Here is a 12,398-nt window from a genome sequence, read left to right on the forward strand (position 1 = left end):
GGTACCCGGGTTTTAGTTTACGAATCGATTTCTAAACTACCACCTACTAATAGTAGGTGGGTTAGCGCAGCTTTGATGCAGACGACTAAAGTCGTCTAACCGCATCAAGCTAAATGCGCATGGGTCAACACACTTAAAATCAAAGTCACCGTCTAAAGACGGTGGTTTTAACCAAATCTATTGAAATAAATTACGATTGAGCGCATGAAAAAGATTTCCCGCAATGACCCGTGCCCATGCAATAGCGGCCGGAAGTACAAGCACTGCTGCCAAAAACACGAATCGGGAGCCTCATCCGCTCCCTCCGCTCAGTCCATTTCGGAATACCTCCAGGCAGGGATTCAGTATCATCAAGGCGGCGACCTGCATCAGGCTCAGGCCATCTATCAGCGAATACTCCAGGTAGCGCCAGATCATCCCGGCGCGTTGCATTTCATGGGATTAATAGCGAGACAGATGGGAAAAACCGAGATCGCCATTGAGCTCATCGGTAAGGCGCTCGTATTCAAACCGGACTATGCGGAGGCCCATGGTAATCTGGGGAACGCCCTGAGGCAGCAAGGCAGAATAGACGATGCGATTGCCAGTTATCGCACTGCACTCAGGCTCAAGCCGGACATGGTGGAGGTATACGTCAATCTGGGCAATGCGCTGAAGGACCAGGGCAAACTGGATGAAGCGATTGCCAGTTATCGAAAAGCGCTGACATTCAACCGGGATTTTGCGCAGATTCACACCAATCTTGGGAACGCACTGAGAGAACAAGGTAAGCCGAATGAAGCGATCGCAAGCTATCGCAGAGCGCTCACGCTCAAACCGGACTCGGCCGAGGCACACAACAACCTGGGGAATATGCTGATCGAACGGGGCAATCTGGCAGACGCCATCGCCAGTTTTCAAAAAGCACTCATTCTCAGGCCGGATTTTGCCGAGGCGCACAGCAACCTGGGAAATGGGCTTAGAGAACTGTGCAGACTGAATGAGGCAGTTGCGAGCTATCGCAATGCACTCACTCACAAACCGAATTATGCCGAGGCATACAGTAATCTGGCAAATGCGCTGAAAGAGCAAGAGAAGCTGGACGAGGCGGTATTCAATTATCAATGCGCACTACAGATTAGCGAAAACCCGGAAATAAAAAGCGGATTCGCTCAATGCATTAGAAATGTTTACTTTACTCATGAGATTCCCGGTATTCGTGCTTTTGTCGCCAGAGCGCTATCCGAGGCATGGAGTCGCCCGGCTGATCTCGGAAACCCGGCTGTATCGCTCATCAAGTTGAATCCAGGCATCAGGCAATGCATAGACCGGGCGAATAGCGCTTGGCCCGACCTGCTTTCGCCGCAAGAGCTATTTGAAACCCACGGTTCAAACGGCTCAAGTGGGCACCTTGGATCCGATGGTCCGGATAGCGTGGATGGTCTGTCCGGCTTTGCCAGCGTCTGCAGCGACGTCTTGCTTCAGTGCTTGCTGGAGACTACGCCGGTATGCGATATGGAACTAGAGCGGTTTTTAACCATGGCAAGGTATGCCGTGTTGCATGCTGCCATCCACGAGCACGATCACAGCACGATCACTGCTGATTCACCCGCCGTTTTTTCCGATGCTTCTCCCAATGCGCCGGAAGGAAAAGCGCTGATTTTCTATTGCGCCCTGGCTCGACAGTGTTTTATCAACGAATACGTCTTTGCCTGCTCAGGCGAAGAATTAGAACTGGCACAACAGTTGAAAGAGCGCCTTGCTGCAGCTTTGGCAGCCTCACTGCCTGTTTCCCCGTTATGGCTGGCAGCGGTGGCGGCATATTTCCCGCTGATCTCGGTGGCCCCTGAGGCTCTTGTACACCCGCTGCTGGATCGTCCCTTGCCCGATGCCATGGCTGCGTTGCTAGTGCAACAGATACAGGAACCGCTGGAAGAACGGCGGCTTCGCTCGCTCATCCCCCAGCTGACATCTATCGTTGGCGATACGTCCCGCCTGGTGCAGAAGCAGTATGAGGAAAACCCGTATCCAAGATGGGTCAAGCTGCCCTTATGCCGCGAAACCATTTCGCTTAATCGCTATCTGCGCAACCGATTTCCTTTTTCGCAGTTCATCCCGATGAACCGGCTCGATGAGGCAAACGCAGGAATCGATATTCTGATAGCCGGATGCGGAACGGGTCAACATTCGATCGCAACAGCCCAGCGATATGGCAATGCTAAAGTCCTTGCCGTGGACTTGAGTTTAACGAGCCTGCGTTACGCAAGAAGAAAGACCGAGGAATTGGGTTTGGGCAACATTGAATACGCACAGGCCGACATTACCAGCTTGAGTACGCTCGGTTCGCCTGCAATGGGTGACGGAATGTTCGACCTCATCGAATCGGTCGGCGTGCTGCATCATCTTGCAAATCCACTGGCCGGGTGGCGAGAACTGCTTGCTTTACTACGCCCCGGTGGATTCATGCGTTTGGGCTTCTACAGCGAATTCGCCCGGCAAAATGAAACTGATGCGAGGCTTTATATTGCCGAGAAGGGATATGCACCGAATGCGGAAGATATCCGGCGGTGCCGGCAGGACATGATGTCTCCCGAAAATGCGCTACGGTTCCAAAAAGTTTTGTCCGCCAGGGACTTTTATACGATGAGCGAGTGCCGTGATTTGCTGTTTCACGTTCAAGAGCATCACTATACGCTGCCTCTGCTTAAAGAAAACCTGCGGGAACTGGACCTCGCATTTCTCGGATTTTCACTTGAGCCCGACATTTCCAAACGATATAGAGAGCATTTTTCCGAGGATATATCCCAAACCGACCTGGATAAATGGCATACCTTTGAGATCGAGAACCCCGACACGTTTAAGAGCATGTATCAGTTCTGGTTACAGAAACCAGTGAATACCCAGCATTGATAGAAGAAGCGAGTTGCAATTGACGACGATTCAGCTCCAGCGACTTTTTCAAGCAAGACCTTATCGACTCGATGGATGTTTCCCTTGACATTCTGAAGTAATCCACACCGTCATAATAATCACACAAATTCCCGGGATCATCCTCTGCAAACTCGCATGAGGCTTAGCTCTTGACATATCTGTATGATTATAAACCTTTATTCAAAAGTTCAAAAAATAGCCAAGTAAGAAAATACTGTTACAGGCACGTGACTTACCCGCCCTGTGCAGAGGTTATCAACAAACTTATCCACAGCAATTGTGGACAATAAAACTCATCCTATCGCTACCAAAAAACATCCTCCCAAAGCAATTTGATCACAATTTGAAAGATTACATGACTGAGCCTGAGTAATTCACGACAAAAGGTGTTGCGAGTTTCAAAGCCTTTTCTCTTTACTCACGTCAATTACGCCGCCCGTGGTTAACTGGCTAACCCCGGTTATTTGTTTGTATCGGCAGGATTTTTATACTCCTCCATGCGAAGTGCGGTTTCCACGGCTTTTTTCGCTTCTTCAACCGTTTTGACACGGGAGAGATCAACCGCCGGATTAGGATAGCTGTGCCAGAACGAAAAACCTGCGGCCGTGATCCATAGGAGACCTCTGACATGCTGGTCTATAAATACCTCTTGATGATGTTCGTCAACTATTTTCCATTCCAAGTCCATAGCTCAAGCTCCTCAGCAGGTTATAATATAAAACAGTGAGATAACTGTTCCGCATCTCATCAATCCAATCGAGCGCTTGTATTCGAGGCCCGTCATGCGCGTCAGCGCACGTAAATTGTATTCCGGCTCTCGCTTGAGGCGAAAAACCAATATGCCATCGAACTTGTAGCGGTCGCACGAATGCTGACCTGTTCGAGTAAGAGGCTGGCCGAAGCCCAGTCTACCAAAATTATATGCATTGTTTAATTCACTTTAGCTCATCTTGGAGAAAATATGATTCGGAGTGCCAGGACACGCTGGAAGATTTTGTTACCGATTGCTGCAGCCGTGATGCTCGCCGGTTCAATGGCAAAAGCCGATACGATGACCGATTGGAACCGCAAGGCCGGTGATATTCTTGTCGATTCGGGATTGGGACCGTTACCGGTTGATCGGGCGCTGGCTATCGTTCACGCTTCCGTATACGAAGCAGTGAACGCAATTACCCGGCGCTATCCTGTCAGCGACATCAAGCTTAAAGCGGCCTCAGGGGCCTCGGTGGACGCCGCTATCGCGGCGGCAAACCGAACTGCACTGGCGAAACTCGTACCGTCCCGATTGGCGGAAATCGACGTTGCTTACCAGGCAGCGCTGATTACCATCGTCGATGGCCGAGCCAAGACAGACGGCATTTCGGTAGGGAACGAAGCAGCGGCGGCGATTTTAGCCAGGCGCATTGATGATGGGTCGACAGCGGGTGAAACATACCGGCCTCGTACTTCTCCAGGCGTCTATGTGCCTACCGTAATACCCGAGGCGCCTCAATGGGCAAAGATGAAACCATGGCTGATGACAAGTCCTGCGCAGTTCCGTCCCGGCCCGCCACCACCGCTTGACAGCGCGCTATGGGCACGCGACTACAACGAAGTTAAGACTCTCGGCGGCAAACACAGCGACCGCCGTACTACCGAATAGACCAATATCGCCCTCTTCTGGGAAGAAGTGATGCCGCCGATTTACCATGGGGTCGTGCGCTCCGTTGCCGAGGTCGACGGGAGAGAGATTACACAGAACGCACGCCTGTTCGCCGCTGTGACGCAAGCATCGCACGATGCGCTAATCGCCGTGTTTGATGCAAAGTATCATTATGGCTTCTGGCGGCCGATCACGGCGATTCGTAATGGGGACATCGATGGAAACGACGCAACAGAAAGAAACCCGTCCTGGCTGCCTTTCATTGAGACACCGATGCACCCCGAATATCCGTGCGCGCACTGCATTGTTGCCGCGGCGGTTGGCGCGGTGCTGCAAGCGGAGATCGGAACGGGACCCACGCCTCTCCTGACAACCACCAGTAACGCGGCCGGTGGCGTAGCACGAAGCTGGGCGAAAATTGATGATCTTACGCAAGAAGTAAACAATGCACGCATTTACGATGGCGTGCATTACCGCAATTCTGGAGAAGTGGGCACTGCCATGGGCCGGCAGATCGGCGAACTGGCCGTAACGAAGTATTTGCAGCCGCTCAAGTAGAGCGATCAGGGCGGGTACCGGTCAACCGGCGTCTTCTTGCGGAGGTAACGTCGCCCGACTGCAACTCCCGCCTATGGATCAGGTTGCGGTAACGGGTGCCCATGCCTGCGTCAGGCTTGAAATTTCAACGCCTCAGCACGTGCGTTCGACCGATCGAAAGATAAATTTTATAAACTCGCGCTGGATGCAAACTCCCGGAATCGATACAAGCCCTGCCATAAAATGGCAAAGTTTTTTCTTGACATTTTGGCAATAATCCACATCCGGCCACAAGCAATATGCAATCGGTACAATTACCCAAAATTGCCTTGGACAAACCTGCTTGAGTGGTAGCCCCCTGTTCAAGCCACTGATAACAAATGTGGTTCTGTAAGGATTAAAAAGCAGACAAAAACAGAAACATCGTTACATAAAGACCACTTAGTCATCATGCTCATAGGTTATCAACAAACTTATCCACAGGAAATGTGGACAAAAAATTGGCTTGCTACCACTGCGCAATGCCGCTTGGACTCGCTATAGCGCGCGTCGCCGGCTACTATTGCCGGGAACCAAAGTGAATCGTCTCTGACTAATATAGTTATGTGTCCTACCTCAGCGTTGAAGGTGGACAAGGTTGGGTTTCTTCTATTGCTGATCTTATAAGGAGAAAAAAGTGAAAAAACATAACGATCCGGATGGTCCCACTGCCGTTACTGCTTTGCTTGATCATGGAGCGGAAGTTTTTACGAAAAAAAGGTTTACACACTCTCAATCAAAAGCTCGGCAACATGGAAATGACATAAAAAACGACTGGCAAGAAAAAATGTTAGCTATCAGATCGAGGTCCGCCCAGGAACAATTGAATCAGGACTAGCCTTGAACCGGCAAAACGGCAAGCATAGGCTTTATAGCGGCGGCATTACACCGCCGTAAACCGGGTAGCCGGGTTCAAATTCTGCGCATTCTCGCCTTCCGCAATTTCAGACGGGAATCCTGCTACAGTAGTCATATTCCACTGATCTTCAGTGGAAAAACAATTGGAAAAACAATTTCTTCCGAGGTAGCTCTCTACGATTACATCGGCCAGAACTTCAACTCACGCGGATATTCTTGAACTGCCACGGGTCACTCGTATCCACGTCTTCGCTGAATAGCCATCCTCTATCGCATAGAGGGGTCCAATCGGTATATACGCCCAGTATTTCTCCGAGATAAGGTCGCGCGATCTTCAAAACGACCTCATGGTCAATGTCATCGGGCTCGACCACACCCGCATCCGGATTTTGAAGCACCCATACCATGCCGGCCAGAACGCCCGCCACAACCTGCAAGCTTGTCGCATTGTTGTGTGGCGCCAGCCGCCGCGCTTCCTGTATCGACAAACGTGAGCCGTACCAGTAGGCGCCCTTGGCGTGCCCCATGAGCAGGACGCCAAGTTCATCCATTCCGTCTTCTATTTCATCCCGAAGGATTCGCTTGCTGGACTGCGAGCGCCAGTTCCTGCCTGCCAGTTCGTGGATGGAAAGCACGGCGTCGTCACAAGGAAGGTATGCGTAATGCACCGTTGGGCGATAAATTACTTTTTCGTTTTCTTTCAACGTAAGATGATCGGCGATGGAAATGGATTCACTATGCGTAATCAGAAAACCCTGATAAGCGCCACCGAATGGAACCCAACTGCGCACCCGTGTAGCAGCGCCGGGTTGGTTAAGGTAAATGGCCGCATCACAGCCAAACCCATGACGTGCACCATCCTGGGGCCAATGACGCTCATGACTTCCCCACCCCAGTTCTGAAGGTTGAAGGCTCTCGCCCACGAACCCCTCGACCGACCAGGTATTGATAAACTCATCGTCACGCTTACACAGGGTGGTAGTCTGGGTATCTCGCTCGGCGATGTGGATCGTTTTAATTTCAAGGCGAGAGGCCAACTCGGCCCAATCTCCAGGGTTTACCGGCTTCTTTACTGTCAAGCCGGTATCCGCGGCGATGTTTAGCAACGCCTGTTTGACAAAGGCTGAAGCAAGGCCAGGGTTGGCGCCATGAGCCACGAGTGCCGTGGGGCCTCCACGCTTTTCGCGTGCAAACGCCAGGGCTTTTTCGCGCAATGCATAATTCGAGCGCATTGATACCGATATCGATTTGTCGGTATAGCCACCCAACCACGGCTCAATACAAGTATCCAGGTACAGTGAACCACGCTGCGAGCACAGCTCGATCAAGGCAAGACTGGAGACGTCCACCGACAGGTTGAGCAGGAAATCTCCCTTGCTCAGCCAAGGCTCGATTACGGCAGGGTAGTTTTCTTCGGTCAGCACATGAAGCGTAAATTCCACGCCGAATTGCCGCGCAATATCCCGGCCACTCGCATCAGCGGAAATTATCCTGACCTGTTCAGGGCGTATTTCGAGATGTTGAAATAATAGCCTGAGCAAGGCTTGCCCTATGCTGCCGAAACCTACCATTATCAACTTACCGTGCAAACACCCGTATTTTTCATACCCTGTCTCTTCCATGCCAAGATTTTCCTGTGCTTCTTTGAACATATTCTCCCTCTTTCGTTGGCTCCTGCTGGGCAAACATTTCCCATCGGACAAACTCGATAACCGACCAAACAAAATCCCAATCGCGCGCTCGCTTTGGCCCTGTTTTGCCTTGTTGCCCGGCCCAGCAGGAACTGCACGTCGCAGATTGGGTCAAATTGATATTTTAGCGCTTCGTATTTCTTTTGGAGGAGAGCGGCAAAATGACCAATTGTATCCTGCCACAGCATGAAAATCATACTCATCCGCATGGTCCGGAATGTGGCCATACAGGTATCGTGCACAACGGACACGTGGATTACCTGCATGACGGGCATCTGCATCACCCGCACGGCAGCCATATCGATGAGCATGTGATAGACATAACCACGGCCAATCCGGAAAGCTGCACGCCTGAACATCAATGCGCAGGACATGCGCAAGGACATATGCATGGACCTGACTGCGGCCATGAAGCCGTACCGCATGGCGAGCATATCGATTATCTGGTCGATGGCCACCTCCACCATCCGCATGATGGGCATTGCGATGACCATGGGGCAGTTACGGTGGCCTGATCGGGGAACCGCTGGGCAAGCCACCCGCGGGTCCACTGGTGGGGCTCATTCGACGATGGGAATTCTATATCGGAACAGGTAAGGCTTTATGAGCCCGCTTCGTTTCGGCGGGTGAAATTTGCCTTGGCGGGCCGTTGCTTTATCCGGGTTGGTGAATCCTGCTCTACCGATTGCGGCTGATCGCGGCGGGTAAAACCCGCCCTACGGGTCGTTGCGGCGGGTTGTTGCGGCGGGTTGTTGCGGCGGGTTGTTGCGGCGGGTTGTTGTTTATCCTCGAGGATAAGTTCCTCCTTGCTGGTTTGTAGGTCGGGCTTCGCCCGACATCGTCATCAACGCAGGGTGAAGTAGCTCAATCTCGTAAATATCCCGGCCTTGTTGCGGCGGTGAATATGCGCTGTAGCTGGAAATGACCGAAGGCTCCAGATAGCCCGTGACCTGATCGAGATCCGCTAGCCGCAGACCTTGGCGTACAAGGTAAGCGATATAGCTATGCCGGATCGCTTCGGCGGTAATTTGCTGGGGGTCAGGTAAACCCGAATCGACTGCTGCACAGACTAATGCGGCGGAAAGATCGATGTGCGTCCCTGGGTCATCCGGGTTCCATACCGGATGACCTCCTGACTGCATGAGCGACGATTTAATGGGATTGCTTAGAGGAATGACTCTGGGCGACCTTCCTGCAAGATTGATGGCTGCGGCATCAGGATCGATCTGGTCCGGAGTCAATGATGCAGCTTCGTCGATGGTCAATCCGCTGAGCAATAAGCCAATCAGTTGTTTTCCCTTTAGATTGGCAGCGTTGAGCAAAATTCTTAACTGATGACTGGAAAGCTCCCTGCACGCCGGACCTGCCAGGGCATTGTTTGTTTTTTGCCCCAGCTGACCCGCCACGGTGCCCAGCGCGGCATGAGAATGTTCGATTAATGGGGCAGCGGGAGCCGGATGTCCCTGCACGCCAAAAACCGCAACAAGCGGCTGTTGTTCTTTTTTTTGCGTTGCCAAATATTCGAAAACCCATACGCCGAAGAGCCCTAGCAATAGTGAGCCCACAATGGCTATCAAAGCATCCCGGCTATAATTGGGCCTGAGCGGTTCCACCGGTTCAAAAGCCCTGCTAATGACCGTTACCTGGGGATATTTATCTTTGCGGCCGGTTTTGACTTGCACCAACCGCTCCTGCGCGTCCCGGTAAAGCGTCTCCAAACCTTCCAGATCGGTTTTCAAGGCGTCGTGCTCAGCAAATTTGGACGTGAATGCCGATGCTTCCCGTTTATGCTCGCTCAATTGAGCACGAATTTCTCTAACAGTTTGTTGTGCGGCCGCAAATGCCATCTCGGCATCATTCAATGCGACGCTTGCACCATATTTACGTTTATTATTGACCGCAGCCTCCAGTTCCTTGATTTGTTCCGGAATGGATTTCAAATCAGGTTGCAGATTTAAATACTCCCGCGTAAATTTTTTATCGAGTTCCGCCAGCTTTTCGCGCAAGTCCTGCAAACGCGATTCAAGATCGACCAGACTGCCCTTCTCATCATCGGGCACCACTGCCTTTCCCCTGGCAATGGCGGTCTGGATGGAATTCAGGTTGGCCCTCGCCTTCACTTCATCTTCACTGGCCTTGTTGAGAGAATCGTTCAGGCCTTTAAGGCGGGCTGCTGCTTCATTTTCTTCACGTTCCGTGGAAGAGATGTCGTGATTCTTTCGGAAAGCCTCCAGCTCTAGCCGGGTAGAGCTAACCTTATCAGCCAGCCGCTTTACCTCGTCCTCCACAATATGTTCGGTATCGGTTGTCAATCTTTTGACTTCTTCAGTCCGCGCATCCAGGTACACATCTATCCACGTATTAATGAGCAGCGGCAAGAACTTGGCATCCGGCCCTTCTGCCTTTATCTCAACGAGATTGGTTTCAGCGATGGGTTCGACATTCAACAGATTCTGAATATCGGACGCGGTCAGCTGTTGCAGAGATTTGCCTGCTGATGAAGCCTTGAGTCGCGACACGGCCTCTGCAGCAAGCTCATGCCGCAGGAAAATCTGTCGCTGAATAGCGACATGCTGAATATCCGCCTCGCTGCTTTCACGGTCTATCGCAGTCATCGCCGAGGTCAACAATGTCGCGGCGCTACCGTAAATGGCCGGCCGGCTGTAAACATAAGCCAGGCTTATCGCGATGCTGATTAGAAATACCAGGCCAAAGATGCTGAATCTGCGAGATCGGTACCAGGGATGCTCATCCGTGTCGACAGCGGCACGGAAATCAGGAGTAAAGCGCGAATCGATTCTGTTTTTCATAAACCGGGTTACATCCAAAAATTCGATACAGAGAACGCAATCCGGATTTCAATGGATAGGCAAAATAATAGCCGGATATGTTCAGGAATAGCAATCAGGTAAAGATTCGGTAAACCCATCTCACGCTGCAAGCAAAAGACGTGCTAACTCTATATTGAGGTCAGGAAAAGTAAAATTCATCTTATTGTTTCCTGGCGGCGCGTGTCCATCAATCAACAATTACGAAGAGAGGGTCAACAGATCAAACGACACATAGCAACCTCATCACTTTCATATCAGGATTCTCATTGGTTCCGTGAAAACGCGAACTTATAAAATCTTGCCACAAATGCGACTTCCGTTCGGTTCCGCACGAACGAGACCCAATCCGTTCCATGACAATGTGCGCAATTCGAAAGATGAAGCTTTTCATATTACTGTAAAAGTTTCGTTTTAAGCTGAAGACGTAGCTGGAGCGGTATACGCTTTTCGAAAGCGGGCAAAAAAATATTGGAAGCCCTAAAACGCCCTTCGTCCTTTTTGGCGAACAACCGCTTCGGAAACTTATTATGGTTTATTCAGCTTTTTTATTTATTCCCTTCAGGGGGCGCACAATGAAAAAACATGATGATCAGGATGTGTTCGGCATAGCTTCTGCATTGTTCGATCACAGGTCGGCAGCCTTCCGACAAAAGATGTTTAGACATTTCCAGTCGAGTGGCCACCAGCATTGGATAAGTATCGAAAAAATACCGGAAAGGAAAAAACACGAGAGCATCATCCTTCATAAAGAAAGCGCTTGACCGAAATCCTGGGTGGCGGTCCCGCATCCGCATTCTCGTCATGGCTACGCCGCTGGCGAGCTGTATCGACGAAAATACAGATTACGCTTGAAATCCCCGGATTATGCGATGATTCCGTGATTGGAAAATTTGGATGAGTCACGGGACACTCCCGGTCTTTCTTTTTTATATTTATTTAATCCCATGCCCTACCCCAAGGCATCGATGCCCGCAGTATTTGTGGGCCACGGCAATCCGATGAATGCGATCTCCCGCAACCGGTATACCGAAGCGTGGTCTGCCATCGGCGCCTCGCTGATCCCTAGACCCAAAGCTGTTCTCTGCATCTCGGCACACTGGTACGTGCCGAAAACAGCGATCACGGCCATGGCGCATCCGCGGACTATTCACGACTTTGGCGGGTTTCCCCCCGAGCTTCATCAAGTTCAGTATCCCGCGCCGGGATCCCTCGAGTTCGCGGCGGAAGTCGCGGATTTGCTGATGCCAGTTGCGGTCATGGACACAAGCTGGGGTCTCGATCACGGCGCCTGGTCGGTTCTCATGCATATTTTTCCCGATGCCGATATTCCCGTCGTTCAGTTGAGCATAGATGAAACCCGGGAAGCAGCCTGGCATTATGACATGGCCCGACGCCTGGCATCGTTGCGTGATCAAGGGGTACTTATCCTGGGCAGTGGGAATATCGTACATAATCTGCACGCATATGCGTGGGGAAAGCACAATGTAGAACCATACGATTGGGCTGTCCGGTTCGAGAATGTCATACGTGAGTCGTTAAGCTCAGGCGATGTCGATTCGCTCATAGCGTATGAAGAACTGGGGCAGGACGCATTGTTATCGGTACCCACCCCGGAGCATTACCTTCCGTTTCTCTACGTCCTTGCACAACGCCGGAAAGATGAGAAAATCAGTTTCCCGGTGGAAGGATTCGATGGTGGTTCAATTTCAATGTTGGCCGTAAAGATCGGCTAACCCGGATGTTTCATAAATTCGCGTGATGATTGCGCAGGATTTTGTTTTGTAGGGAGATTTTGTGAAAGAGTGGCGTAGTTATTCATACGCCCGACTGAACGAAATTTTCATACGAAACAAAAGACCAGCAAGGGCGCGCATCAATTTATGAAACATC

Annotated in this window: 10 protein-coding genes; 7 read left to right on the plus strand and 3 right to left on the minus strand. The window is 51.2% G+C overall.

Features of this window, described 5'->3' with window-relative positions:
• Positions 1 to 204 precede the first annotated feature (204 nt).
• Complete coding sequence (locus tag KJS40_RS09015) at positions 205 to 2,889, plus strand: tetratricopeptide repeat protein (RefSeq protein ID WP_213537199.1); 2,685 nt, start codon at positions 205 to 207, stop codon at positions 2,887 to 2,889.
• A gap of 481 nt (positions 2,890 to 3,370) precedes the next feature.
• On the opposite strand, the gene KJS40_RS09020 is transcribed toward KJS40_RS09015, so the two are convergent.
• A complete protein-coding gene (locus tag KJS40_RS09020) occupies positions 3,371 to 3,598 on the minus strand; it encodes a hypothetical protein (RefSeq protein ID WP_025040154.1) in 228 nt (75 codons plus the stop codon).
• 273 nt (positions 3,599 to 3,871) lie between these two features.
• Here KJS40_RS09020 and KJS40_RS15330 point away from each other — a divergent pair, with 273 nt between their 5' ends.
• From KJS40_RS15330 to KJS40_RS09030, 3 genes are all read left to right on the plus strand, one after another.
• On the plus strand, positions 3,872 to 4,552 hold the full coding sequence (locus KJS40_RS15330) for a hypothetical protein (RefSeq protein ID WP_244859518.1): 681 nt from the start codon (positions 3,872 to 3,874) through the stop codon (positions 4,550 to 4,552).
• A 30-nt stretch (positions 4,553 to 4,582) separates the two neighbouring features.
• A complete protein-coding gene (locus KJS40_RS15335; protein WP_244859519.1) occupies positions 4,583 to 5,110 on the plus strand; it encodes a vanadium-dependent haloperoxidase in 528 nt (175 codons plus the stop codon).
• A gap of 655 nt (positions 5,111 to 5,765) precedes the next feature.
• Positions 5,766 to 5,966 (plus strand): hypothetical protein, encoded by a 201-nt coding sequence (locus KJS40_RS09030; protein WP_213537200.1) that lies wholly within the window; start codon positions 5,766 to 5,768, stop codon positions 5,964 to 5,966.
• A gap of 217 nt (positions 5,967 to 6,183) precedes the next feature.
• Here the strand turns inward: KJS40_RS09030 and KJS40_RS09035 are convergent, their stop codons facing one another.
• Positions 6,184 to 7,638, minus strand: a complete 1,455-nt coding sequence (locus KJS40_RS09035; protein ID WP_244859520.1) for a saccharopine dehydrogenase C-terminal domain-containing protein — start codon at positions 7,636 to 7,638, stop codon at positions 6,184 to 6,186.
• A 200-nt stretch (positions 7,639 to 7,838) separates the two neighbouring features.
• Here KJS40_RS09035 and KJS40_RS09040 point away from each other — a divergent pair, with 200 nt between their 5' ends.
• Complete coding sequence (locus tag KJS40_RS09040) at positions 7,839 to 8,192, plus strand: hypothetical protein (RefSeq protein ID WP_213537201.1); 354 nt, start codon at positions 7,839 to 7,841, stop codon at positions 8,190 to 8,192.
• A 267-nt stretch (positions 8,193 to 8,459) separates the two neighbouring features.
• On the opposite strand, the gene KJS40_RS09045 is transcribed toward KJS40_RS09040, so the two are convergent.
• Positions 8,460 to 10,487: an integrase gene (locus KJS40_RS09045; protein WP_213537202.1), complete on the minus strand. Its 2,028-nt coding sequence runs from the start codon at positions 10,485 to 10,487 to the stop codon at positions 8,460 to 8,462.
• 593 nt (positions 10,488 to 11,080) lie between these two features.
• On the opposite strand from KJS40_RS09045, the gene KJS40_RS09050 reads away from it, so the two are divergent.
• On the plus strand, positions 11,081 to 11,269 hold the full coding sequence (locus tag KJS40_RS09050) for a hypothetical protein (protein ID WP_213537203.1): 189 nt from the start codon (positions 11,081 to 11,083) through the stop codon (positions 11,267 to 11,269).
• Between the two features lie 183 nt (positions 11,270 to 11,452).
• Complete coding sequence (gene ygiD / locus KJS40_RS09055; protein WP_244859521.1) at positions 11,453 to 12,241, plus strand: 4,5-DOPA dioxygenase extradiol; 789 nt, start codon at positions 11,453 to 11,455, stop codon at positions 12,239 to 12,241.
• Positions 12,242 to 12,398: the final 157 nt, after the last annotated feature.

The sequence above is a fragment of the Nitrosospira sp. NRS527 genome (assembly GCF_018406445.1).
Classification (GTDB): domain Bacteria; phylum Pseudomonadota; class Gammaproteobacteria; order Burkholderiales; family Nitrosomonadaceae; genus Nitrosospira; species Nitrosospira briensis.